This is a genomic window from Marinomonas sargassi (assembly GCF_025716875.1).
GTDB classification, from domain to species: Bacteria; Pseudomonadota; Gammaproteobacteria; order Pseudomonadales; family Marinomonadaceae; genus Marinomonas; species Marinomonas sargassi.
On record NZ_JAOVZB010000005.1, the window covers coordinates 20,014 to 45,060 of the forward strand.

Below are 25,047 nucleotides of genomic sequence, written 5' to 3' on the forward strand. Positions count from 1 at the left end.
GACGACGGAGTGTGTTATGACCAATATATTCGAAACGGCTTTTCAACATATGCCCACCCCTGCATTTGTCATTGAAAGCAGCACAGGGAAAATACTCTCTTGTAATAACGGCTTTACCGCTTTATTCGAAAACTTCCACACTACCCCTGCAGCAAGCTGGGATCAATTATGCGCCGACAGCAACCCAGAGAAAAGTTGGGATCAGTTACACGGCAACATAAAAAGTGGGAAAATTTTACGCTGCCAAAGCCTTATTAAAATTGCCGATAAGCGCATTAACATGCAGCTGGAGTTTCAATACCTAGAGGATAGTGTACTCGTCTGCGTTTATAACACAGATCATATGGATCTATCGGCAGCAGAGAATACATTACTGCAATTCGCCCTTGCAGAATCGTCCGCTGGCCTATGGTTATGGGAAACCGACTCCAACTTAATTTCTTGCTCTAAATCCATTGCTACCTTACTCGGCTGTTCAACGGATCAAACACCAACATCGACAATCGAATGGCATCAAAGAGTACACCCAGACGATGCCCCTAGACTCGATCGTTTTATCCAAGAGCACATCGAACACAAGCAAGAATACTACGAAATAGAATACCGCTTTAGAAAAGAAGATTCGTCGTACATCTGGGTGAAAGAGCGCGGCAAAACATACTCAAAAACAACAGATGGCAGCATAAAACAAATTGTTGGTTTCATCGTTGACATTAGCCATCAGAAGGCATTAGAAGAGCACTTGAGAAACCAAGCCACTCTAGACGAGTTAACAGGTTTGCTTACCAGAACATCTGCCATCATCCATTTTAAAAAGCAATTGGGTCTAGCAAAACGTCAATACACGCCTTTAACCATGGCGAAAATTCACCTTGATGCGAACGACCAGCTATCCTCTTTATCTATGGAAGATCGCAATATCGCCATACAAACATCTGCTAGATATTTGTTCAAAAAGATGAGGGAATCGGACATATTAGCCCGAGTTGAAAGCAACAAACTGCTCCTTCTTTTACCGAATACCAGCGTAAAAGATGCGGTTAATCGTCTAAACTATATGATCAACCCAACAGATGAGGAAGCAATCACCTTATCGCAAGGCAATGTTGACCCTATGAACTTCTGTGTTGGTATTGCGACCTTCCCTGAAGATGGCGACACCATTGAAGAGCTAGCGGAAAGTGCGAACGAAGCCGTACAAACAGGGCAGGCTAAACAACAAAAAATTGCCGTGAATTAAAGCTATCTTGCAACTAAAAAGCCCATCATTTGATGGGCTTTTTTATTTCACTTCATTTCTCGTGATTTAAAAACACTAGTTGGAATTTACTGCTTTCGCTCTAGCTGCATGCAGTTTCTTATAACTTTCGATCAGCCTTAAATGGGGCTCAATACCTTCTAGCTGCATACTGGTTTTGGTTAAACCATAAAAACGCACATCACCTGACACGGACCCAAGAGCATTGTCGATAAGTTCTTGACCAAACATACGGCTAAAGCTGTAAACAAAGTCTTCTAGAGCTAAATCTTCATCTAAGGTCACTTCCAATACTGCATTTACAGCCTGATAAAATAAGCCACGAGCAACCGTATTATCGTTGTATTGTAGGTACTCACCGACTAGATCATGAGCATCTTCATGGGCGCCCAAAGCAAGATAAATAAGAATCTTAAGCTCTAATACTGTGAGCTTCCCCCAAGGGGTATTTTCATCAAATACGATGCCTATCAGGGTCATAATATCTGTGTAGTTATCCAGCTGACTCTCTTCTAAACGCTCAACTAAATCTTCTAGCTCTTCATCACTCAAGGAATGCAGGTTTAAGATATCTTCTCGATAATCTAGCGCTTTATTTGTGTTGTCCCAGACCAAATCTTCCACTGGGTAAACTTCTGAATAGTCCGGCACTAGAATACGGCATGCAGATGCACCTAGGTCATCAAACTCTGCGATATACACCTCTTTCCCCATATCTTTCAGAATACCTAAAAGACAGGCTGACTCTTCTTCAGTTGTTCCTGAGAAATCCCACTCACAAAATTTGTAATCATGCTTACTACTAAAGAAACGCCAAGAGATGACACCTGTTGAGTCAATAAAGTGTTCTACGAAGTTTTCAGGTTCGCTCACTGCCATACTATTGAAGGTCGGCTGCGGAACATCATTTAAGCCTTCAAAACTACGACCTTGCATTAGCTCAGTTAAACTACGCTCTAATGCCACTTCTAAACTTGGATGAGCACCAAAGGAAGCAAACACGCCACCTGTTCTTGGGTTCATCAAGGTCACATTCATAACAGGAAATTGACCGCCTAAGGAAGCGTCTTTCACCACGATTGGAAAGCCTTGCTCTTCTAGGCCTTGGATACCCGCCAGTATATGTGGGTACTTTTCTAAAACCGACATGGGTACATCTGGTAAGACTAGTTCTTGCTCGATAATTTGGCGTTTTACTGCCCTCTCAAAAATTTCAGACAAACATTGAACAGCCGCTTCTTGCTGATTGTTACCCGCACTCATGCCATTACTGAGGAAAAGGTTTTCAATCAAGTTAGAAGGAAAGTAAACGGTTTCCCCATCTGACTGGCGTTGATAAGGGATACTACAAATGCCTCTATCGATATTGCCGGAATTGGTATCAATCAAGTGAGAGCCAAACAGCTCTCCTTCTGGGTTATAAATAGATAAACAGTAGTCATCAAGAATGCCTTCTGGAAGGGAGTCATCTTCTTCAAGTTCAAACCACTTTTCGTTTGGATAATGAACAAACTCACTTTGCGCTATTTCAGTTCCGAAGAATTGATCGTTATAAAAAAAGTTGTTGTTTAGCCTTTCAATAAACTCCCCTAAAGCTGAACACAAAGCACTCTCTTTTGTTGCCCCTTTACCATTGGTGAAACACATAGGAGACGCAGCATCACGAATATTCAACGACCATACGTTAGGGACAATATTTCGCCATGAAGTAATTTCAATTTTCATACCGAGGTTTGCCAAAATTTCCGTCATATTGGCGATGGTTTTTTCGAGAGGTAAGTCCTTTCCTACTATGTAGGTATCTGTTTGGTCTTCTGGCTGTCCCATTAACATGGCATTGGAATCAGTATCCAGATTATCAACCGTTTCTATCTTAAATTCGGGCTCAGTCTGTACTACTTTTTTAACCGTACAACGGTCGATGGAACGCAAAATTCCCTGTTTATCTTTCTCAGAAATATCTTCAGGAAGCTCCACTTGAATCTGAAAAATTTGGTTGTAACGGTTTTCAGGGTCGACAATATTATTCTGTGACAAGCGAATGTTGTCAGTAGAGATATCGCGAGCCTTACAATAGACCTTCACAAAATAAGCAGCACACAAAGCAGACGACGCTAAAAAGTAATCAAACGGACTCGGTGCAGAGCCATCACCCTTATAACGAATAGGTTGGTCCGTAATAACAGTAAAGTCATCAAACTTGGCTTCTAGCCTTAAGTTGTCGAGAAAATTAACTTTGATTTCCATAGGATTAAATAGCCGCTTATTGAGTGCAATTAAGATGTAAAAATATGGCCGTCATTATCGGTGTATTTTGGTAAATAGTCTTGGGTTAATTCTATTTTCAGCACTTTTGACAACATAAGTGTTATTTATCAGTGTAAAAGCACCTTAAAAAAAGTAAGTGATATTGACTTATATTTAGTAATGATTATCATTCATAAAAGAACCATTATCACTATCGAATTAGGCTATACCATGAATTTCTTCCGACTCTCTCTCGTCTTCGGCTTCATCTTCGGCTCCTTTTTTTGCAATCTACAGGCATCAGAACGCATTGCAGTAGCAGGAGGATCAATCACTGAGATCATTTATCGCCTTGGAGAAGAGCAGCGTATTGTCGGGGTAGACTCTACAAGCACCTTTAATAACGCATCCCAGAAACACCCCCTACTTGGCTATGTACGTAATATCTCAGTAGAAGGTTTGTTGTCTTTAAAACCGGATCTCTTGATCGGTGAAAGCGATACTGGACCGACTAAAGCCTTGGAACAAGTACAAGCAGTAGGCTTAGAGACGCTCATTATTAATGAAGACGACTCTATATCCGGAATAAAGGACAAAATCCGTCAAGTTGCTAAACAGCTAAATGTAGAAGAAAAAGGCGAGCAACTCATTCAAGAAATGCAAGTAGATATTGATGCTCTTGCCTATGCGAAGCAACAACTCAAAAGCACCGAAAACAAACCAAAAGTACTCTTTTTATTAGCTCTTAGTAACGGGGCTCCTATTGCTTCTGGCCATAGCACATCTGCCAATACAGCTATCATAGAAGCCGGTGGCATAAATGTATTAGCCACAGAAAAAGGCTGGAAAAAACTCTCCCCTGAATCTGCTCTAGCGCTTAACCCTGATGTCATCATTGTCATGAATAGACACGCAAATATTTTAAACGATGTAGCAGAGCTGCCACATTTCAAATACACAGCAGCGGTTAAAAACGCTGCAGTTTATGGTATTGATGGTGGCTACTTATTAGGTTTTGGTCCAAGAACGCCACAAGCGATTGTCGAACTTGGCACCATGATTCACGAGCAATTTCCCTTACCTGCAAATTATCACTTCCGCTATAAACGCAACACCCAAGGAAATTTAGGCCATTAAATCATGATAGACAGCATTACCTTGAGCCAAGAACGCAGCAAACTACAAATTATGGCCGTCCCCTTCACTTTAGGGCTCATGATAGCCAGTTTTGTATTAGCGGTTGGTATTGGTGCCATGCCGATATCACTTTCTGAAGTAGTAAACTATATCAGCCATGGTTTCACTTCTGTTCACAGTTCATTAAGTACCAATGTACTGTTCGAAATCCGCTTACCGAGAGCAGTACTTTCCATTGCAGTTGGCGCCGCACTTGGTATGTGTGGTGCAGCTATGCAAGCACTATTTCGAAACCCTTTGGCTGACCCAGGCCTCATTGGTGTCGCAGGCGGTGGTGCTTTTGGCGCGGTTACTATCATCGTTTTAGGCAATGCCATTTTTCCAAACTTTATGACCTTTTTTGGCTCTTATGCACTTCCTCTAGGTGCCATGTTAGGTTGCCTAGGGGTGTGCGCTACTATCTACAAACTGAGCAATCGACAAGGGCAATTTACCATTATTACCTTGCTGCTTGCAGGCATTGCCGTGAATGCTATTGTTGGCGCTTTAATAGGCATTCTGACTCTCATCAGTACCGATGAGGAACTCCGCGAACTCACCTTCTGGACTATGGGAAATTTGGGGGGAAATAGCTGGTCATTAACGCTTCCTGTATTAACTCTAATAGCCATTAGTTTAGTTGGACTAAGTCGCTTAGCTAAGCCTCTGAACCTTTACTTATTGGGTGAAGCTCAAGCCAAACATCTAGGCATTGCTGTCCCACAACTAAAGAAACAAGTATTCCTTTTTACCGCCATTGCCATTGGTGCTGCGGTTTCTATTAGTGGCATGATAGGTTTTGTAGGTTTTGTTGTTCCCCATTTAGTACGAATTCTAATTGGTCCAGACCATAGGTATTTGTTCCCTACTAGTATGTTATTAGGCGCCAGTTTTCTGACGATTACCGATATCATTGCTCGTGTTGCCATTATTCCAGCTGAGCTACCTATTGGTTTAGTCACCAGCGCGTTAGGCGGCCCTTTCTTCTTATTTGTGCTTTATAGACAAACTGCGCGATTCTAAACACCCACTAAATAGGAATAAAAATGTCGATCGAGGCACAAGACTTATCCATCTCTTTGGGAAATAAAACCCTTTTAAAACAAATTAACCTGACCATATCTCCCAATGAACTAACAGTTCTTATCGGCCCTAATGGAGCGGGTAAATCTACCCTTTTAAAAGCTTGCTGTGGCGACATGCCAAGCACCCAAGGCCAATTATCCATTAACAACACCCTCCTTGAGCAATACAGCCCTGCTGAACTCGCGCAAGCTCGTGCTGTCATGACTCAATCTTATGAAATGGGCTTTAGCTTTACTGTATTCGAAGTGGTTTCTATGGGTTGCTTTGCTTATGAAGAACAGGTTTCGCAGCAAGAAAAGAGCGCTATCATTTTAGATGTAATGCGCTTTATGGACATAGAACAGCTCTCTGACCAAAACTTCATGACGTTATCTGGTGGCGAGCAGCAGCGCACTCAACTGGCGAGAGTGTTAGCACAGCTTTGGTTCCCTTATGATCAAGAGGAAGCAAGATATCTATTCCTTGATGAACCGACGTCTAGCCTAGATGTCTTTCACCAATATCATGTACTTTCCCTCGCTAAAGAGCTCACCAAACGCAATATAGGCGTACTCGCAGTGGTTCATGACCTATCTCTAGCGGCTAGTTTTGCTGATAAACTTATCCTTCTGAATAAAGGTGAAGTCGTGACACAAGGTAAGCCTGAGAATGTATTACAAAGAGAAAACCTTGCTAATGTATATGGTATTCGTGGTGAGTTTTTCCATCAATCCGACAGAGTAAAACCCGTTATCATGTTAGACAGCCGACAATAAATCCACACACCTTTATATTTCGCTACCCAGTGATCACAAGATACAAAGCATAAAAAAGCGAGAGTCAATTCACATTGACTCTCGCTTTTTTGCATATTAGAGAAGCTATTTCAGCTTAAGAGATAACACCCTCTGCTATCGCTCCCCAAGCAAGGTTCTCAGGGTGCTGCTCTACTCGCTTACCAAAGAACTGAGCCACCTGATTGCTGTCCGCATCGTACAACTCTAGAGAGGTGATAATGCCATCACTGCTTGGCTTTCTAATCACCCAACCGCTCGTCACACCAGACATCAAAAGGTGTAAGTTAAACTCAGGGTCTAAAACGTTTAACCAGTCACCCATTTTTACTATTTTATTGACTTCACCTGAGTGGATTTGAATCCCCCCTTTGTTGCCAACAAAGCACATAATAGGCACTTGTTCTTTAGATACCGTTTGCAATACGTCTTCTAATTTATTCACATCAAAGCTTTGAGCGAATTTACTGCCCACCAACTTAAAAGATTGCTCACGAGAAACATTGTGATTTTTTAATAGCCCCATAAATTGGTGAACGTCCGTCATATTCGACCAGTCTTCAACCAATTTAGCTTGGTCTACTTCAGCATCTTCAGCAAAGCTTTCTTCCGCAGAGGCTTCAGCTAACTCAATAGCGACATTTTGCTCTTCATTAGCATAGGTTTTCACCAACGTCTCAAATGCCTGTAAGTCACTTTCTGGTTGCAGGTACAGCTTTTGAATAGCCACACCTTCAGCATCAAAAAATTGCAAACTATAGCGATCAACCGCACCAACCGTTTCCCTAACAGCAAAGCCATGCTTCCAGAGTTTGAGGAACAAGCGTAAATCAATGCGCTTATCATCAGAAATAATTAACCCCATGCCCATAGGACCACCAACTTTTACATTGCTGTAAATGCCTTTACGCTCATGGACTGCATATTCATTACGTAGCAAAATCATCACGTAACCAAGGTTAGGTAAGTCTTTCAGTAGAGACTTGAAGTCACCATTTAAATACAGGCTTTGCAGTCCAATTTGACTTTCAATGACTTCCAACTCAGTTACTTCAATAGCTTTCGCCACATCACGACGTCTCGCCTTAGGATTTTCCTTAACATAGTCACTGTACTTTACAGCCAGTTCAGTTTCTTGAACTGGTTTATTAAATAATTCAGGTAATGACATAACTACTCCAACACCTTAGAAAGAAGAGGTTAATGATAGTTTGTAAGAGCGACCCGCTTCTAATAACTGATCAGAGTCGTTTAGCACCACTTCATCTGTTAAGTTGTTAATGCCAAAACGTACTGTTGTACCCGCGAGCACTTCTTTACTGACACCTAAGTCAGCAACAAAGTATGCACCAATGGTTTCTGTATTATCGCTATCAGTAAACTGAGTTCCCGTGTAGCGGGCTGCTGCATCCATATCAAAACCAGAAAAGGCATTCTTATGGAAATAGTTTGCTTTCGCTAAATGCTTGGAACGTTCTGTTAGCTCCTTGCCTGTTGACTCATCTTCTGTATCAAGGAAGGTATAACTAAGATTCAATTTCTTAGAGCCCGCGTCATTAAAGAACGACCAAGATAGCTCTAGACCTTGCAATATAGAAGAATCGACATTGTTATATTCATATGTGGTTACACTACCCGATGTCGAAGAAGTTGTATCAATTAGGTCATCAACATTAGAGTGAAAAAGTGTCACCGAGCCCGAACTGTTTGGCTTTTGGAATGTTAAGCCAACCTCGGCCGTTTTCGCAGTCTCTGGTTTAAGATCATCATTACCAGAATACTGACGAGTTGGACCTGCACTCACAACATAACTTGAAGACCCTTGACTCAAAGAAGGCGCTAAGTAACTTTCGCCGTAGCCTGCCTTAAAACCTATTTCAGGTGTAATTTGTGTAACCACATTTAATTTAGGGCTAGACTCACTGCCATATTTACTATGCGAATCGTAAGCTAAACCGAAAGTCAAAGTTGTTCTTTCTGTAACCTCATAGACATCCTGGAAAAATACTGTTGTAGCATCAATTTCATCTTCAAATACCGTTGTATCGCCCCTCTCAGCGGCTTCTTCTCGGTAATTAGCACCAAAGCTTAAATAGTTTTTATCGTCGAGCCGACCCTGAGAATCAACAGATAAGTCGCTCTCATTTACTGACCAAACTCTAGTGTCTTCTAAAACATCAGATTCACCAGCAACTGCTGAAATCGAAGTATCAAAACCTGATATTTCCGTAAAATATTCAACTGTAAAAATTTGATTAGTTACATAAGCAGAATCATCTTCAACACCAGAACTAAACTCTATACTTTCTTCATCTGAAGAAAGTATGCCAAACTCAAGACGGTCACCACTATCTAAATCAATACCTAAATCCACCTGATAATTATCAACATCTCTAGAGGTTTGGAGGCTATCTGAATTATCATCATCTAAAATTCCATCTGTAGAAGAAGTCTCACCCGATATTAAAAGGTCTGCATTTTCTCCTAAAGCGCCAGAAGCAGATAAACTCATTCCTTGGCCGTCACCACCATTAGCATTTTCCATTTTTTCACTGTAGAGAGAAATAGAGCCAGTCCAATCTAATGTTGCTTCTTTGGTAATAATATTAATGACACCTGCAAGAGCATCTGCCCCGTAAAGACTAGAAGCTGGACCACGGATAATCTCTATTCTTTCAATATTGGCCAAAGGCACTAAGCCATAACGAAATGCTGGTTCTTGAGGAACAGTTCTATCCGTATTAGGGATGCGTTTACCATTTACTAATATTAATGTTTGCTCAGGATCCAAGCCACGTAACTGTGGAGCTGGAGATGGATTTTGACCAGTTTTTACCATCTGAACACTAGGTGTTGTTGCTAACACATCATTTATATTGGTAGCGCCGCTAGCGGCAATTTCTTCTGCTGTTACAACGGTTACCGAACCTGAGAAGCTGGTTTCGTCTACAGGCGCTTTTGCGGAAATAATGAGAGAGTCTAATTCAACAGAGGATTCACTTTCTGCAAATGTTGGAGTACTAGCAGCTAAGCAGCTGCATATTAGAAGGGAGAGTTCTTTTTTCTTAAATTGCATGATCACTTTAACCTCAATAACCATTAATGAATGTTCGTTAAAATGGCGCATCCTTACAACCGGATGCGGATGATAATGATTATCATAGGTATTATCAATACTATTTGTTTGTTTTTTTTGATCATGCGTTCAACTACTCACCATTTAGCTAAAGCCGCACTACACAAGGAATACAGCTTCATAAGTATAATTTTTTAAAATGAATGAGAGTGAAAAGCAATGCAATTGGGGCTGTAAAAAAACAGTAATAGAAATGAAATATTTATGTAAAACAATAAGATGAAGATAAAGCAACAAAAAGAGAGCAGAAGGGCAACTACTCTCCTTGTAAGGTTAAAACTAGTCGGCGGGCACCACCATAATCACGATGTTCACCAAGATAAATTCCTTGCCAAATACCGAGAAAAAAGTTTCTATTTTTAATCGGTATAGTTAAAGAAGAACCTAACATACTGGCTTTAATATGAGCAGGCATGTCATCACTGCCCTCATAAACGTGCTCATAGTATGGTTGATTTTCTGGCACCATATGAGAGAAATGCCGTTCCATATCACGGCGAACAGACGGATCGGCATTCTCGTTAATGGTTAAAGACGCAGAGGTGTGAAGCAACTGGATATGTAATAAACCCACCGACACACTAGGCATTTTTGCCACAGCCGCTTCTATATGATCCGTAATTAGATGAAAACCACGGGGCATTGGAGGTAATTGCATTTCAGTCTGCTGCCACATAATGTCATCGTCCTAGCTGTTTTTTTGATAGATGGAGAAGCGGTAGTCATATGGGTTGTGCCCCTCTGCACTGAAGGCTTCTTCTCCCACCAAGCTATAATCATCCCAACTTACTTCAGGGAAAAAGGCATCCCCTTCAACTTCAGCATCCACATGGGTGATATATAAGCGATCCGCTTTTTCTAGAGCTAGTTGATAAATTTGTGAACCACCGATTACCATGACTTCGTCTTGTCCGTTTACTAAACAAATGCTTTCGCCTAGCGCTATCGCTGCATCTAAGCTGGATACCACATCAATTCCTTCTGCACTGTAGTTTTCATCACGGCTTATCACAATATTGCGACGCCCGGGTAACGGTTTACCAATCGACTCGAAGGTTTTTCGCCCCATCACAATTGGCTTGCCCATAGTCGCTTGCTTGAAGTACTTCAAATCATTTGGCAAATGCCAAGGAAGTGAGTTGTTAATACCTATGGTACGGTTGGTGGACATGGCAACAATTAAGGACAACATAGAAAAACCCTTTTTAAAATGAATTACTCTAAACAATCTAAGAGCGAAGACTTATAATCAATGGCAATTATTATACCTATGGTCATCTAGATTGCATTTTCTAAGTTGCGCAATATGTCATGACTCACCAACATCTAAGGCATTTTTATGAAACAGTATTTGGACCTTTGTCACCGCATCATTAACGAAGGTGAGTGGGTAAACAATGAACGTACAGGAAAGAGCTGCCTAACAGTGATTAATGCAGACTTAACCTATAACGTTGGTAAAGGTGAGTTTCCCCTAGTCACTACCCGCAAAAGCTACTTTAAATCAGCCATTGCAGAGATCATTGGTTACCTACGTGGTTACGATAATGCCGCAGATTTCCGTGCTTTAGGTACGCCAACATGGGATGCCAACGCTAACTTAAACCAAGTATGGTTAGATAACCCTTACCGCAAAGGTGAAGACGATATGGGCCTTTGCTATGGCGCGATTGGTCGTAATTTCCCCAAGCCAGACGGTGGCCACATTGACCTTCTTAAGCAAATCATTGATGACTTAAAACGTGGCGTAGACAACCGTGGTGAAATCCTCACTTTTTACCACCCCGGCGCGTTTCACATGGCATGTTTACGCCCTTGTATGTACAGCCATCACTTTTCATTACTAGGCGATACACTCTACTTGAACAGTACTCAACGTAGTTGCGATGTACCCCTTGGACTTAACTTCAACATGGTACAAGTCTATGTATTGCTTGCCATTGTTGCCCAGATCACTGGGCATAAAGCGGGTCAGGCCTTCCATAAAATTGTTAATGCACACATTTATGAAGACCAGTTAGAGCTGATGCGTGACGTGCAGCTAAAACGTGAGCCTTACCCTCTGCCAACACTAAAAATTAATCCAGAAATCAAATCGTTAGAAGACATTGAAACATGGGTCACTATGGATGACTTTGAGCTAGAAGGTTATGAATGCCACGACCCTATCGCCTACCCGTTCTCGGTTTAAATAAGATAAAGTCGCCTTCTTCCAATAGGCGGCTAATTTCAAGACATTACCCCTTAACCAAACTTAGGATTTACCTTGCACACACTATCCGACCTTACAGCAGGCAAACTAAACGGCATTACACGCTTAACCTTATCCGAAAACCTCACCAGCTTTCCCCTAGAAATTTTAACCCTCGCTGATAGTTTAGAGATATTAGACCTGTCCAATAATCAATTAACAGATTTACCCAATGAGCTAGTGCAGCTTAAGAAGTTAAAGATCTTATTCGCTTCTGAAAATCAGTTTACCAAGCTGCCTGAGGTGTTAGGGGAATGTGAAAACCTTGAGATGGTCGGATTCAAATCAAACCAGATTAAGAGTGTGCCGCCTTCTTCACTGCCGAAAAAACTACGCTGGCTAATACTCACCAACAATGAAGTTGAGTCTTTACCAAATGAATTAGGCCTAAGGCCTCGCCTGAAAAAACTCGCCTTAGCGGGAAACCGTTTGACCGAATTGCCATCCACCTTAAACCGTTGCCATAACTTAGAGTTAATTCGAATTTCTGCGAACCAACTTACGACTTTCCCTCAGCAGCTGCTCGATTTACCTAAACTGGCTTGGCTGGCTTTTGCTGGAAACCCATTTTGCCAACTCACTGCAGCTGATACCCCAAGCACTGCAAAAGATGAAGAGATTCCCAAAATTGCTTCTACAGACTTCACTTTAAAGGAAGTATTAGGGCAAGGTGCTTCTGGGGTAATTTCAAAAGCGCACTGGAATACAGAACAAAGTCGCTTCACCCAAGATATTGCCGTTAAAGTATTTAAAGGGGAAATTACCAGTGATGGCTACCCAAAGGATGAGCTAGCTGTTTGTCTAAAAGCAGGTAAACACATCAACTTAGTACAACCCTTGGCGCAAGTACAAGAAAATGATTGTTTGGCTTTGGTAATGTCTCTAATTCCACCACATTATAAAAACCTTGGCTTACCACCCAACTTTGATACTTGCACACGGGATACCTTCACAAAAAGCTTTAGCCTCTCCATTGAGCAGATAGCAAAAATTGTGAAGCAAATGGAAAGTGTTTTTGAGCATCTTCATAATAAGAAAATATGCCATGGTGACTTATACGCTCACAACACCTTATTTGATGACGAAGCCAATATCATTTTCGGTGATTTTGGCGCCGCCAGCTTGTATCACATGCTAACCGCAGAACAACAAAATAGCGTGCAAGCCATTGAGCAAAGAGCATTGAACTACTTCATTGAAGATTTGTTGAGCATTTGTAAGGAAGAAGATAAAAGATCAGAACTATTTCTAAGCCTTTCAACTCGAATCAAGTTTTAACTTTTATCTGCTTACTTCATAATAACGAACATCAAAAAAGGGCTTTATAGCCCTTTTTATTCACAGTGATACAAGCGAATCTAGCAGTGGATTATCACCTATTACTCTTCCCCTACTTCTCTTCGCCATAGTCGTCTATTCCCTAGGAGCTGAATCTGTCAGATCCAATGCATAGAAAATCACACTTTGCCCCTCTTCACTGGGTTGGGCTTTAAAACCCAATTTTATTAATAAACGCGACGAAGCTGGATTATTTTTCTCCACACCGCCTATCAAACTATGCAGCTGTAAGCTTTGACGAGCATAAGATATAAAACCTCTTAACATTTCACTCGCTAAACCTTGCCCCCAATATTCCTCACCCAATAAGTAACCAATATGTGCGCCTTTAGCTGATTTATCTTTCCCAATAGAACTAAAGAAAAATCCAATTATGAGGTTAGAAGCTTTATCGTAAATGGCGAATAACTGACTATCCTTTAGCATGGTTTTCAGCCACGACTCAGCAGCAGCTGAGCTTTGAATATTTTGAAAGTAAGGCGACAAGCTATAGGTAACTGCAGGTGTTAGAAGACGTTGAATATCTAGCAACAGCTCTTGCCGTAGTAGCTTATCTGGCATTACTGAAATTTCTAATACTTCCAGCCTTTGTGTTGAGTAGCCCATCGCCATCTTCACTGCTGCCCATTCTTTTTAATCAAATACTGGTCGGAAAAAACTGCGCTCATAGCTCACAATACATTTCGTATCTTCCGCATATTGAAAAGCAGCCATGCATTCAGAATCTTGTAGTGACGCTTCTCGATATTGCTCATAGCTCGCCAGACTTTCAAAGGTGAACAAAGCTAAGGCAACGTTATTAGCACCCTCCGATGGCAAAAAATAGCCCAAATGTTGTCCACCGAATTTATTGACAAGAGGAATCCAAAGTTTGGCATAGTGCTCAAATTCTTTAACTTTATAGGGGTCGATAATGTATTTCAGGTAGCAAGTAACCAAAGGGTACTCCTTGTTAATTCTTGGCTAGAACACGAATAAAGCCAGCTCAAAAAGAGCTGGCCGTTGGTTCAGTCATTAGGCTAACGTAACAAAACGATCTGGCCAATGCTCCATATTTTTTAATATCTGCACGACACCCTTTTTTTCCATAGTTTGCAAAATATCCCAATACATAATGTCACCTAAAAAGGGAATTGGCTCTTTCTGCACCATTAATTTACGGAATAACATGCCCGCTTTTTGTGGAGACTCCTCCGACAACAGCTCCACAGTCAGTTTTTCGGTTAACGACAGATCACCTTCTGCAATAGGCTGCTCTTGAAGTTGCCTTAATGCAGCTTCTTTAAAATAAGGTAAGCTGGAATGCGTTAACTGGTTAACATAACGGTGGAATACGGTTTTATCTGGGTCTGTAAAGGCCAACCAATGTTGATCTGCTTCCAAACACTGTTGAACCGTTACCCTTTGCTTAGATTGCCACAATAAAGCGAGCCCTTCTGAGGGCAGCTGCCCAAGCCCAATAAAACGACTACTACCGGGGAATTGGTTCGTCGTTACCATCCATAGTTTTTGGGGTAAGCCGAAGCGATGGTAATAACTCAGCAAGAAGATAAGAATAAATTGATCGTAGGTATCATGCTCAAACCATAAAACAACATGTTCAAAGTCCGTAATGCTGTTCTGAAGTGTTTGATAGCTCTGAGTTAAACCAGCGGCTATTTGCTCATAATCTCGGCCAATACTCTCTCCATAACCGCTGGATAAAAAGCCTGCACGAGCTTCTATATCATAATCGTATTGCACAGGACCAACACAAAATGGATCAGAAAACTCTAAGAATTCTCCTTTAAAACCAGCATCGGATAAGGTTTTTTGAATGTCGGACCCACAACGAATATGTAAGCAATTCTCAGGTTCGTCAGTAACTCGACTACCTAATTCTATCTTGCTACGGACCTCATCCATTAAGAAAATATGCTGTCGTAGTTGCAGCCAAGTTTTACAACCTAACTCCCGAGCAATGACCAATTGAGCATCGGCCAACTTAGCAGAAAAATCGGCTGAGTTAACTTCATTATGAATCAGCTTAGGGTGGGCTTTCTCAAACCGAGATAAGGTATCAGGATCTTGTTGGTGAAAGGATTTTAGTAAACTTTTAGCGCGCTTTTTCTGCTGCTCAAGATTAAGACGAAATGGCATTTTCATAGGGACCTCTTTCTTATTCTCTGTGTCCGCCCTCAGAAAGAAAAAGGTTAATAAATACGTTCATTTTGCCGGGCGCAGCCCTTTTCGCGGACACGATTGCTTTGGCGAGCAACCAAAAGAATAGCAAAAAAGTAAATATTGACTCAACCAATCAACTCGTTTTTTCTTTATAAACTTTTATTCATAATGACACTTCGATAATTTGTCTTATCCCAATCGGCATAATCCACCAGCTTAAACCCTCTTTTTCCATACATTTTAATCAAGTGGTGTGCCCCTTCCGCTGTATCTAGCGCAAGATTGGGAAAGCCTTTCTTTCGTGCCGTATTTTCGATTTCTTCTAGCATTTTTGAACCTATACCACAGCCCTGATAATCAGGATCAACAGCAAACTGACCAAATTTTGCTACATCATCACGGTCATACCAATCACAGCCTGCCGGCGTATTTGAAGGGAAATATAAAGTGCCTGTACCGACAATATTGCCATCCTTTTCTGCAATAAAAGCGACCCCCGCTGACAAACGTTTTCTTGTCACCTCATCACCCTGCCATGTGGCGTAATATTTAAAGCCCATATCAGCCAGCTCTTTATAGGCACGATGAAGAAGAGCGGTTATCTTTGATATATCATCGGTTTCTCGCCATTTTCTAACTATGATTGAGCTCATAACACTCCCTGTTTACTATCAAGAACCGCTCAGCTTTTCTCAGTGTTATTCTCAGAGCTGTCGCTTTTCTCTGGCTCAATACGCGGCTTAGGATTTTTAATAACGCCTTTTTGTAGGATAAGAGAGTTGGGGTAAGTTATTAACTCTTCATCACGCTTGATCAGTACATGGAAAAGCGATATTTCTTCGATTTTTCCTGAAATATCTTCACCGCCATCAATAATTCTTATCTGGTCACCCACACGATATGGAAAACCGAAAAAGATAATTAAGCTCGCGGTGATGTTACTCAAAATGGACCACTGAGCGAAAAGTGCCACACCGATAACAGCAAACACAGAGGACAGGAAAATAGAGACCTGAGAATACTGTAAACCCGATACGTTAATAAGAAGAATGAGGAAGAGTATAGAAATAGCAATATTGGTTGTTTTTATAATGTATTTCATTCTATATAAGCTAACGTCTCTCTTTTGCCCAAAGTGCTTAATAGAAGAGTTGCTAAAATGAATGGATACAAAGAACAGCAATATAAGTATTAAAAATATTAAGATAGTCATTTTTTGTTCATCTCATTTTTTAAATCGTCAAATTTTTCGTGCAGGCGCATTAACTCTAGCTCTAATTTTAAATTAATTTCAAAAGTCGCTTTTTGCTCTAATCGGTCTTTCGCAACTTGTCGATTTTGAGACATCATAATGATTGGAGCTTGAAACGCTGCTAAACTTGAAAGCCCTAGGTTTAATAAAATAAATGGGTAAGGGTCAAATGCAAGCTCTCCAACCAACCACATAGTATTCAATAAAATCCAGCCAAGTATGAAAGCAAAAAATAAACCTATAAAGGTCCAAGAACCTCCAAAGGCGGCAATTTTATCTGCCACTAACTGACCAAATGTGAGGCTATCATGAAAGGTCTCATTCACATTTTCAGATACGGCTGTGCTCTCCGCAATACTGTCTATTACTTTTTTCTCGCCACCACTTAAGTCATCATACTTTTGACCTAATAGAGCTTTAGCCAAATTTTCAAAATATTTTTTCACGTATAACACCCTCTTTAATTCATGGAAGCAAAAACACACTGATAACACTTTTAACAATCTAACCAACACACATTTTTCAATGTATTCAAAAGAAAAGATAGTAACAGAATGTCACTTCCTGAACGCAACATCTCTGTTTAAATCAAAAATTAATAGATCTTAATGATATTAAATAAAAGTGCTAAACAGGCTATTAAAATCTATTTTAATTTCTTGCCTGTCACTTCATTTTTAATTGCTCCAGATGCCGCTAAACCTAACAGTCGTCGAAATTTAGGACACTCTATATGACTAGGCGCAGAACAAACAGCAGCATGTCGAAGACCATCACGCATAGCAGAAAGCTGCTGTATTGTTTTGTCTAATTCATCGGCTTTTTTTACTAATAAACCTCTATCAATATTAGGTTCTCGTCCATTACCTAGCATGGGGGCAATTTCGTCTAACGAGAAACCGGCAACTTGACCTAACGCGATCAAGGCAAGTCGATCTAGGACATTGGCTCCAAAGACGCGACGTAAGCCTTGCCTTCCAATTGATTTGATTAAGCCCTTTTCTTCATAAAATCGTAACGTCGAAGCTGGCACTGCAGAACGCTTCGCAACTTCAGAAATATCCATCTCCACCCCTTGACCTAAAGTCGACTTTAAGTCGTACGCTAGCATTTATTACTTAATTAAAGAAAGGAAAATGTATGAAAGATTGGTTATTGGTTCTATGTGTCGGCATTGGAGCGACCCTGATCATGGATATATGGGGGCTGCTAAGAAAGCCTCTCTTGGGTAGTCCTTTTCCCAATTATGCTTTTGTAGGCCGTTGGATTATGTATATGCCACGTGGTGTTTTTCATCACACACCAATTAGTGGTTCAGCACCAATGAAGGGTGAGCATCTCGTGGGCTGGATTATTCATTACCTAACAGGAATTGCGTTTGCAGTTTTGTTAACCACCTTATGGGGAAGCACTTGGTTACAAAACCCAACCTTGGCTCCTGCAATACTCGTTGGCGTGGGCACCATTATTGCCCCCTTCCTATTAATGCAGCCTGCGATGGGATCGGGTATTGCTTCCTCTAAAACAAAGGCTCCTAACTCAGCTCGTTTGCAAAGCTTAATTACTCATATTGTTTTTGGGCTTGGCTTATATGTATCTGGGTTAATCGTAAAACATACTTTTTCATTGTAAAAACACTATCTAATATAGGAGAAAACTATGCGTATTCCTCGTCGTTTCACCCCCATTCTATTTGGCGGTCTACTTTCACTCATCATGGTCTGCGTGGTGTCAGCTTTTGTTCTAACCATATCTCAAGGGATACAACCAGACTTTACCAGTGTCTGGTTGAAAAGCTGCCTCACCACATGGCCTGTCGCCTTCCCGACTGTTTTGGTAGTGGCTCCACTTGTTCGAAAACTTGTCGAGCGGATAACTCTTTAATATTAGGTAAAGCTAAAAACTCGCTGTGCACTATGCTGTTGATTCAGCATGCTGCACATCGACTTATATTGCTAGAAAGTATTTCTCAGATCTCTCGCCCACTGCTCTCTGATAGGCCTTTGTGTTTCAACTTTATTAGAACGATACAAGTTGTCATTTTGAAATCTACATTTCACATGCACATGTAAATGCCAAACATCCTGTGAGCCACTAGGTTCATTATGCTGCCAAATAGTGATGCCATCGGTATTCCATAATTCACGGCATTTGGATGCGATTCGTTTTGAGACTTGCATTACTTCGGCTAACAACTCGTCTGAAATATCATAAATATTCTCTACGTGTTGTTTAGGAATAACAAGAAATGTTGGGCCTGAGTTTTCTTGATGGTGCAAGCTGATACAAACGAATACATTGGCTGTTTCATAAACAACATCTTCTTCATTATGAAGCCCTGCTCGAATCATATTGCAAAAAGGGCATGAATAATTTTCTGGCTCATGGTTGTACAAGACAATTCTCCTTCTAATACGCCTAAAGTCGCCAATATTATCCCCCCTTAATGCCCCTTGCTCACAAATAAAAATATTCGATGCAGCGGGGTCGTACAGCATTAAGATTATCGAACATCTGTGCTCGAGAAAATTCTCTTTTAATTAGTGAATGCGGCTTAGCTACATTCACCCAGAGCTAAGAAGAACTAACAAAATTGACTTGTTATACTGTTTGTTGGGTTAAGCTGAACCAGTTACCAGAGTTATCTTTTCCCAGTGCTTCTATGCCATAAAATTGTTCTGTAGGTGGTTGAGTAAATTCGACGCCTTTTGCAATCAATTCATCATAAGTTTTTTGGCAGTCGTCTGTTTCAAAAACTCCAACACCAAATGCACCTGCTGCCACTAAATCACGAATTTTCTCTGCCGAATCTTTATCAAACATTGGACCTTCTTTTGGTTCCGCCAAAACTAACTCAAGCTTAGGCTGTGCTTTTGCGAATACCGTTAGCCAACGGAAGCCACCATCCATTGTCATGTCCATTCCCACTTCAAAGCCAAGCTTTTCCGTATAAAACGTTAACGCTTCATCCTGATCTAATACATGTACCGTTACATGAGCTATACCTTGAATCATTTTCTACTCCTTATTTAATGTGTACTAAGACTCTAGCAGAATAGGTTGTACTTATTTTCTTCTATATTGCTGTCTTCACTTCTTTGGCTCATTCGCTTTAAAGCCAAATAAGTTCTGCGCAAAACAAAGAGGGATAGATTGCATCGGAAAGCGGTGGGGCTCATTGGCTAGACTACTAAGCTGACGGCGGTATTGAGATGGAGACATGCCTACCTTCTCACTAAATAAAGAAGAGAAACTGCCAATACTGGAATACCCTACCTCAGTACAAATTTCACTTATGCTAGAGCCTTCCGTTACTAACAGTTGTTTGGCTTTTTCAATTCTTAATCTGGCCACAAAGGCATTAGGCGATTCGCCAAACACACTCGTGAAGACCCTAGAAAAATGATACTGAGACATACACGAATGCTCAGCCACTTTACTTAAGCTAAATTCATCCTTGTAATGCTCCTGTAGGTAATCTCGACCTGCACAGACTTTTTTATATTGAAAATGCCTAATCATAATTTATATTCTTAAACTGATTGGGTGATACAGCAATGTCGATAAAGCTCACTTTCTATCTATAAACATACTAAGAAATTAGTTCTTTTTGTATTTATGCAAAAGTGGCTTAGGTATATGGCAATAGTCATCCGGAAAGCGCGTTAGTCTCTCTTGATGTTCATCATCACTTTTCACATAGTTGGTAAGAGGCAGTACTTCGACCACAATCTTGTCGGCATCATCACGTCGGGCTATGTATTCTTTAGCTATTTTAAGATGATGCTCTTGCATGCTGTAAACAGCAGTTCGGTATTTTATGCCTACGTCTTCACCCTGCTTGTTCAAGCTGTATGGATCAATAATTTCAAAGAAGTAATCCATTAAGTTATCTAGGCTAATATGTTCAGCATCGAATATGACTTTTACACACTCCGCATAGCCATCGTAATCGGCTTTAGTCGTATTCTCTGTGCCATTCGCACGCCCAGCTTCTGTCGAAACAACGTGGGGCAAGTGTTTCATATACTCTTGCACTCCCCATAAACAGCCACCAGCAAAATACACGGTTTCTAGGCTCTCTTTGGTGTTTTCAGTATGCTCTTGCTTCATCATTTTTTACTCAAGTATTGATTCATTATTTTCGCTCATTATAGAAATGAAAATGCACAGTAAAAGCTTCCTTGAGCTTTCTACAATTCAAACCCTAATGCATTGAAAGTTTTTCTGTATTATAAAAGCTCTCTTCTCTATTCAATAAGCTTATTATGACTAACAAATACAAAATTGTGCGTTTAACTGAGACAACCGTCTCAAATGCATTCGATAAAGAGGCAGAGCTGTTAAAACAAGTTCAAGAAGGCAAGTTGCAGCAGGCCTTATTATTATGGCAACCCAGCGATAAAACCGTGGTATTGCCCGCCAGTAAAAAATGGCTCGCCAACCCAGAGCTGGTATCCCAGCTAGAGCAAGACAATTGGCTCATTCTGCCTCGTAGAACCGGTGGTGCGCCTGTCCCTCAAACCTCTGGAGTCATCAACCTATCCCACATTTATAGAGCACAGAGTGATTCGAAAGATTTAATCAAGCAAGGTTATAAAAGCCTGTGTGATGTACTAAAACACTTCTTTAGTGGTTTTGACTTAGAAGCAAAGACACATGCCACACCACACTCTTATTGTGATGGTGACTACAACGTTAATTTAGACGGTAAGAAAATCATTGGTACAGCGCAGCGTATTCTCACCACCAAAACACAAGAAAAGATCGTTCTAGTACAAGCTTGTATTTTGATAAATGTAAATATCGAAGAACTCGTTCATCCAGTTAACTTATGCTACCAACTTAACCAACACGAAGAGCGAATAAAACCAGAGGTGCATACCTGTCTACAGCAACATTGCTCAGTTTTGCCAACAACAAGCGAGCTCTATGATCGACTGGTACAGTCCTTTATTAATTATCAGCGCCAAACATAGCTGGATAAAAACCGACTAAAATAAATGGGTTTGTACCCTTTTCCAAAGTCGACCATCAATAGCTGAAAAACCAATGGCAATTAATAACATTCCTACAAAGTGCATTGGTTCTAAAACCTCGTCTAAAAAAAACGCGCCAAGAAAAATCGCTGAGACGGGAACCAATAAAGTCACCAGAGATGTATTAGTCGCACCAGCTAATTCAAGAATTTTAAAAAATAATACATATGCTATAGCCGTTGACGCAACAGCAAGACCAATAATTGCCAACCAAGTTGTCATACTGATTGCCTTTAGATCTATATCTCCTTCCACCCAAAGAGTAAGCGGTAATAAAACAAAGGTCGACGCCGTTACTTGCCCAGCTGCAGTAATAACAGGATTTACGCCTAATGCTTTGAATCGCCGGCCATATACTCCAGCAAAGGCATAAGATAACGTTGCCGCTACTATCGCTAACTGCGCAATTAAATTCCCCCCACCTTCAAGTGCCGGTAGGCCAATCATCACCACCACACCGCAGAACCCTAACATTACTCCTAATAATTTAAGGGGGGTTGGCCGCTCATCCGCTAACAAGAGACCCGCTACTGCCACGGTAAAAATAGGCGTAGCTGCATTAAGAATCGAAGCTAATCCAGAAGCAATTTGAGTTTGCCCCCAAACAATCAAGATAAAAGGAAAAACATTATTAAGAACACCCATTCCCAAAAAAGCACGCCACACTTTCAAGCTTTTAGGGGGCTGTAATCCCATAATGAATGCAATACACCACAAAACAATCGCGGCAATTCCAACCCGAAGCGTCACAATAGTCAGCGGTTGAAGCTCGTTAACTACAACACCAACAAAGAAAAAAGAACCACCCCATAAGATTGAAAGTAAAATAAGCATTGCCCATACTTTCACTGTCATTGAAGGAGCCACTGTAGATTTCATAAAAATTCAGCCATGTAAAAAAGATTGGTCTCATACTAACAGCCTCACATCTAAGAAAATATCTGAAAAAAGTGAGGTATTGAAGAAATTAATCAGCATTAAAAAAATGAGCCTGAGACAATTTTAATTACCCAACAAGAACCAGATACTTGTGGCATGCTAAATATGATCAAATGATGCCATTATCAATGAAAGAGTAAATGAGTTATGCCTATGCTATCTAAAAGTGAAATGGAAAAAGCCGTCCTAACGCGAGACAGTACTTTTGATGGTCAGTTTTACTATGGGGTCATTACCACAGGTGTCTTTTGTGTACCTTCGTGCCCTAGTAAAGCGGCGAATCCTGAAAATATTAGATTCTTTGAAAAAAGTACAGACGCTATGGCATCTGGCTTTCGCCCATGCAAACGCTGTAACCCTGCCCAGCAGGGAAAGGGTATTGACCACCTTATTCAGGTAGCTCGTTATATAGAGAATAATCTCGATGAAAAACTCACATTGGATACCCTTGCTGAAGTAGCACAGCTTTCGCCTTCGCAATTACAAAAGCGCTTCAAAGCCTCTTTTGGCCTATCTCCCAAACAATACCAAGACGCTATTCGCATGCAGTCTTTCAAAGATTCCCTATCAGCAGGAAATAGCGTAACAGAGGCCGTTTATGACTCTGGGTTTAGCTCCAGTAGCCGTGTGTATGGTGAAGCTAGCCGCCAAATGGGGATGACACCTAAAGCTTACAAAGATGGCGGCAAAGGTGAGGTCATTCATTATGCCTGTCGACCTACAGATTTAGGGCTCATTATGATGGCAGCCACAGAAAAAGGAGTTTGCTCCGTTCAATTTGGCGACGAAGAAGGAGAGCTGTTTTCTCAATTATCGAAAGAATTTCCCCATGCTGACATTCGCCTTTCTGCCGCACAAGACAGCCTAGCATTAGATAATTGGATTGAAGCGCTAGACGCACATATACATCAAGGTGCACCTAAGCCTGATATTCCCCTTGATATCAGGGGAACAGCCTTTCAAGTGACTGTCTGGAACTTTCTAATGAGCATCAAAGAAGGACAAGTCATGAGCTATGGGGAAGTTGCCGAAAAAATTGGTAAGGAAAAAGCCGTTCGCGCAGTAGGAACGGCTTGTGGAAAAAACACCATTGGCTACCTAATACCCTGTCATAGGGTACTAAGAAGTGACGGTTCTCTAGGCGGCTACCGATGGGGATTAGAGCGCAAACGCGCCCTACTCGACCAAGAAAAACAAAAAGGTAAGAAAACAGCGATTAATTAACTTTCGTTGTGATGACCTTTAGCCCCAACAGAATCATAGCGCCACCCAATACACGGTCTACCCAGTGCCCCATTTTCTTAAACTGCTTCATAACGGCAGGACGAGACAGCAGGCCAACCACAAGGGAGAACCAAGCAAGTTGCAGTAGCATGATCCAAGCGCTGTAAATAGCTAACTGATGCAAAGGCATGTCGGGTGACAAGACTACAGTAAACAAGGAAACAAAATAAATAGGCGCTTTCGGATTTAGGGCATTACACAGAAAGCCCACACCAATACTACGTTTAGCAGAATACTGCTCCACTTTATTCGCCGAAAAATCCGCCTCTGTCATAGGCTTTGCTCTTAAGCCTTTTATCCCTAAATAAATAAGGTATCCACCACCTAATATTTTTATGGCCCATAGGGCACTGGTTGAGTTGGCAATAACAGTCGCTAAACCTAATGCGGAATAAATGATATGGATAGATAAACCCAAGGCGATACCAATGCTGCACATCAGACCAGCCTTTTTACCGTTAGAGAGGGTTTGCTGGGAAACCAAAACAAAATCTGGCCCAGGGGACGCAGCCGCTAAAATATGTATCGAGGTAATAATCAATAAGCCTTGGAATAAATCCATTTTATTCTCCAATTTTTCTTCAAGATAAAGACAATCAATAGGGGGAAACTTAGCTTTTTCAAGGACTGAAGCTTACTTTTGTTGAGGTGAGCGTTCCATAAAATAATGAATATCGTTCTCTGATGTCACTCGAAAGCCATAACGCTTATACAGTGAACCAACAGGGTTCCATTTCAAATATTCCAAAATAACTGTCTTGGAATATTTATCACACTCTTCTAAAAATGCAGATAATACCTGTGAGCCAATACCTTTATTTTGATATTTACTCAGTAAATAAAACTCACCAAAGCGGGTATGCTCAGGCAATTTATGAATAGATAGAGTGCCGATAGGCTCCCCATCTAACATAATAATAAACCAAGGTTTTTCAGAATAGCGCTGTTGATGAAGTGAACGCTGGAATACCTCATCCCAGCCCCACTTAAATTCGATATGAGTCCCCATGGCCTGCCGCTTTGCTTCAAAGGCGAATTCGATGTCAGTGTCTAAGGCTGGCCGTAGAGTAATATCCATAGTTAACACATTTTCCTTAAAGTACAT

Annotated in this window: 29 protein-coding genes; 10 read left to right on the forward strand and 19 right to left on the reverse strand. The window is 41.0% G+C overall.

Features of this window, described 5'->3' with window-relative positions; genetic code table 11:
• Nucleotides 1-16 precede the first annotated feature (16 nt).
• Entirely contained in the window at nt 17-1,240 is a 1,224-nt protein-coding gene (locus OFY17_RS10885) for a sensor domain-containing diguanylate cyclase (RefSeq protein WP_263530763.1), read from the forward strand.
• A gap of 75 nt (nt 1,241-1,315) precedes the next feature.
• On the opposite strand, the gene OFY17_RS10890 is transcribed toward OFY17_RS10885, so the two are convergent.
• Nucleotides 1,316-3,505, reverse strand: a complete 2,190-nt coding sequence (locus OFY17_RS10890; RefSeq protein WP_263530764.1) for an OsmC domain/YcaO domain-containing protein — start codon at nt 3,503-3,505, stop codon at nt 1,316-1,318.
• A gap of 231 nt (nt 3,506-3,736) precedes the next feature.
• Between OFY17_RS10890 and OFY17_RS10895 the strand changes: the two genes are divergently transcribed.
• Genes OFY17_RS10895 through OFY17_RS10905 form a run of 3 tightly spaced genes read left to right on the forward strand, consistent with a single transcriptional unit; the run spans nt 3,737 to nt 6,522 of the window.
• Nucleotides 3,737-4,642: a heme/hemin ABC transporter substrate-binding protein gene (locus OFY17_RS10895; RefSeq protein ID WP_263530765.1), complete on the forward strand. Its 906-nt coding sequence runs from the start codon at nt 3,737-3,739 to the stop codon at nt 4,640-4,642.
• A gap of 3 nt (nt 4,643-4,645) precedes the next feature.
• Nucleotides 4,646-5,704 (forward strand): FecCD family ABC transporter permease, encoded by a 1,059-nt coding sequence (locus tag OFY17_RS10900; protein WP_263530766.1) that lies wholly within the window; start codon nt 4,646-4,648, stop codon nt 5,702-5,704.
• Between the two features lie 23 nt (nt 5,705-5,727).
• Nucleotides 5,728-6,522 carry a heme ABC transporter ATP-binding protein gene (locus OFY17_RS10905; protein WP_263530767.1) on the forward strand — a complete coding sequence of 265 codons (795 nt, stop codon included), beginning with the start codon at nt 5,728-5,730 and terminating at the stop codon, nt 6,520-6,522.
• Between the two features lie 115 nt (nt 6,523-6,637).
• Here the strand turns inward: OFY17_RS10905 and OFY17_RS10910 are convergent, their stop codons facing one another.
• The 4 genes from OFY17_RS10910 to folA all read right to left on the reverse strand — a co-directional run bounded on the left by OFY17_RS10910 (nt 6,638) and on the right by folA (nt 10,868).
• Nucleotides 6,638-7,711: a hemin-degrading factor gene (locus OFY17_RS10910; protein ID WP_263530768.1), complete on the reverse strand. Its 1,074-nt coding sequence runs from the start codon at nt 7,709-7,711 to the stop codon at nt 6,638-6,640.
• 15 nt (nt 7,712-7,726) lie between these two features.
• On the reverse strand, nt 7,727-9,616 hold the full coding sequence (locus OFY17_RS10915; RefSeq protein WP_263530769.1) for a TonB-dependent receptor plug domain-containing protein: 1,890 nt from the start codon (nt 9,614-9,616) through the stop codon (nt 7,727-7,729).
• Between the two features lie 316 nt (nt 9,617-9,932).
• Nucleotides 9,933-10,352 (reverse strand): secondary thiamine-phosphate synthase enzyme YjbQ, encoded by a 420-nt coding sequence (locus tag OFY17_RS10920; RefSeq protein WP_263530770.1) that lies wholly within the window; start codon nt 10,350-10,352, stop codon nt 9,933-9,935.
• Nucleotides 10,353-10,364: 12 nt separating this feature from the next.
• Nucleotides 10,365-10,868: a type 3 dihydrofolate reductase gene (folA, locus tag OFY17_RS10925; RefSeq protein WP_263530771.1), complete on the reverse strand. Its 504-nt coding sequence runs from the start codon at nt 10,866-10,868 to the stop codon at nt 10,365-10,367.
• Between the two features lie 147 nt (nt 10,869-11,015).
• Here folA and OFY17_RS10930 point away from each other — a divergent pair, with 147 nt between their 5' ends.
• Nucleotides 11,016-11,867 carry a thymidylate synthase gene (locus OFY17_RS10930; RefSeq protein ID WP_263530772.1) on the forward strand — a complete coding sequence of 284 codons (852 nt, stop codon included), beginning with the start codon at nt 11,016-11,018 and terminating at the stop codon, nt 11,865-11,867.
• A 75-nt stretch (nt 11,868-11,942) separates the two neighbouring features.
• Entirely contained in the window at nt 11,943-13,205 is a 1,263-nt protein-coding gene (locus tag OFY17_RS10935; RefSeq protein WP_263530773.1) for a leucine-rich repeat-containing protein kinase family protein, read from the forward strand.
• 135 nt (nt 13,206-13,340) lie between these two features.
• Here the strand turns inward: OFY17_RS10935 and OFY17_RS10940 are convergent, their stop codons facing one another.
• The 7 genes from OFY17_RS10940 to OFY17_RS10970 all read right to left on the reverse strand — a co-directional run bounded on the left by OFY17_RS10940 (nt 13,341) and on the right by OFY17_RS10970 (nt 17,746).
• Nucleotides 13,341-13,871, reverse strand: coding sequence for a GNAT family N-acetyltransferase (locus OFY17_RS10940; protein WP_263530774.1), 531 nt, complete (start codon nt 13,869-13,871; stop codon nt 13,341-13,343).
• Between the two features lie 27 nt (nt 13,872-13,898).
• A complete protein-coding gene (locus OFY17_RS10945; RefSeq protein WP_263530775.1) occupies nt 13,899-14,204 on the reverse strand; it encodes an NIPSNAP family protein in 306 nt (101 codons plus the stop codon).
• A 75-nt stretch (nt 14,205-14,279) separates the two neighbouring features.
• Nucleotides 14,280-15,410 (reverse strand): DUF1835 domain-containing protein, encoded by a 1,131-nt coding sequence (locus OFY17_RS10950; protein WP_263530776.1) that lies wholly within the window; start codon nt 15,408-15,410, stop codon nt 14,280-14,282.
• 167 nt (nt 15,411-15,577) lie between these two features.
• Nucleotides 15,578-16,081, reverse strand: a complete 504-nt coding sequence (locus OFY17_RS10955; RefSeq protein WP_263530777.1) for a GNAT family N-acetyltransferase — start codon at nt 16,079-16,081, stop codon at nt 15,578-15,580.
• A gap of 29 nt (nt 16,082-16,110) precedes the next feature.
• Nucleotides 16,111-16,530, reverse strand: coding sequence for a mechanosensitive ion channel family protein (locus OFY17_RS10960; RefSeq protein ID WP_263530778.1), 420 nt, complete (start codon nt 16,528-16,530; stop codon nt 16,111-16,113).
• Nucleotides 16,531-16,637: 107 nt separating this feature from the next.
• Nucleotides 16,638-17,126, reverse strand: a complete 489-nt coding sequence (locus OFY17_RS10965; protein WP_263530779.1) for a DUF1003 domain-containing protein — start codon at nt 17,124-17,126, stop codon at nt 16,638-16,640.
• A gap of 200 nt (nt 17,127-17,326) precedes the next feature.
• A complete protein-coding gene (locus tag OFY17_RS10970; RefSeq protein WP_263530780.1) occupies nt 17,327-17,746 on the reverse strand; it encodes a helix-turn-helix domain-containing protein in 420 nt (139 codons plus the stop codon).
• A gap of 74 nt (nt 17,747-17,820) precedes the next feature.
• Between OFY17_RS10970 and OFY17_RS10975 the strand changes: the two genes are divergently transcribed.
• Nucleotides 17,821-18,312 carry a DUF2938 domain-containing protein gene (locus tag OFY17_RS10975; RefSeq protein WP_263530781.1) on the forward strand — a complete coding sequence of 164 codons (492 nt, stop codon included), beginning with the start codon at nt 17,821-17,823 and terminating at the stop codon, nt 18,310-18,312.
• A gap of 27 nt (nt 18,313-18,339) precedes the next feature.
• Nucleotides 18,340-18,564 (forward strand): DUF2798 domain-containing protein, encoded by a 225-nt coding sequence (locus tag OFY17_RS10980; RefSeq protein WP_263530782.1) that lies wholly within the window; start codon nt 18,340-18,342, stop codon nt 18,562-18,564.
• Nucleotides 18,565-18,635: 71 nt separating this feature from the next.
• Here the strand turns inward: OFY17_RS10980 and OFY17_RS10985 are convergent, their stop codons facing one another.
• The 4 genes from OFY17_RS10985 to OFY17_RS11000 all read right to left on the reverse strand — a co-directional run bounded on the left by OFY17_RS10985 (nt 18,636) and on the right by OFY17_RS11000 (nt 20,796).
• Nucleotides 18,636-19,178, reverse strand: coding sequence for an HIT family protein (locus OFY17_RS10985; protein ID WP_263530783.1), 543 nt, complete (start codon nt 19,176-19,178; stop codon nt 18,636-18,638).
• A gap of 103 nt (nt 19,179-19,281) precedes the next feature.
• A complete protein-coding gene (locus OFY17_RS10990; RefSeq protein ID WP_263530784.1) occupies nt 19,282-19,695 on the reverse strand; it encodes a VOC family protein in 414 nt (137 codons plus the stop codon).
• A gap of 75 nt (nt 19,696-19,770) precedes the next feature.
• Nucleotides 19,771-20,202 carry a helix-turn-helix domain-containing protein gene (locus tag OFY17_RS10995; RefSeq protein WP_263530785.1) on the reverse strand — a complete coding sequence of 144 codons (432 nt, stop codon included), beginning with the start codon at nt 20,200-20,202 and terminating at the stop codon, nt 19,771-19,773.
• Between the two features lie 78 nt (nt 20,203-20,280).
• Nucleotides 20,281-20,796, reverse strand: a complete 516-nt coding sequence (locus OFY17_RS11000; protein ID WP_263530786.1) for a peptide-methionine (S)-S-oxide reductase — start codon at nt 20,794-20,796, stop codon at nt 20,281-20,283.
• Between the two features lie 152 nt (nt 20,797-20,948).
• On the opposite strand from OFY17_RS11000, the gene OFY17_RS11005 reads away from it, so the two are divergent.
• A complete protein-coding gene (locus tag OFY17_RS11005) occupies nt 20,949-21,659 on the forward strand; it encodes a lipoate--protein ligase family protein (protein WP_263530787.1) in 711 nt (236 codons plus the stop codon).
• 15 nt (nt 21,660-21,674) lie between these two features.
• On the opposite strand, the gene OFY17_RS11010 is transcribed toward OFY17_RS11005, so the two are convergent.
• Nucleotides 21,675-22,598, reverse strand: coding sequence for a DMT family transporter (locus OFY17_RS11010; protein ID WP_263530788.1), 924 nt, complete (start codon nt 22,596-22,598; stop codon nt 21,675-21,677).
• A gap of 213 nt (nt 22,599-22,811) precedes the next feature.
• Between OFY17_RS11010 and OFY17_RS11015 the strand changes: the two genes are divergently transcribed.
• Complete coding sequence (locus OFY17_RS11015; RefSeq protein WP_263530789.1) at nt 22,812-23,882, forward strand: bifunctional transcriptional activator/DNA repair enzyme AdaA; 1,071 nt, start codon at nt 22,812-22,814, stop codon at nt 23,880-23,882.
• On the opposite strand, the gene OFY17_RS11020 is transcribed toward OFY17_RS11015, so the two are convergent.
• Together OFY17_RS11020 and OFY17_RS11025 are read right to left on the reverse strand one after the other, a co-directional pair.
• Nucleotides 23,875-24,504 (reverse strand): LysE family translocator, encoded by a 630-nt coding sequence (locus OFY17_RS11020; RefSeq protein ID WP_263530790.1) that lies wholly within the window; start codon nt 24,502-24,504, stop codon nt 23,875-23,877. The genes OFY17_RS11015 and OFY17_RS11020 overlap by 8 nt on opposite strands.
• A gap of 72 nt (nt 24,505-24,576) precedes the next feature.
• The gene (locus tag OFY17_RS11025) at nt 24,577-25,047 is read right to left on the reverse strand and encodes a GNAT family N-acetyltransferase (protein WP_263530791.1); all 471 of its coding nucleotides are present in this window, start codon (nt 25,045-25,047) and stop codon (nt 24,577-24,579) included.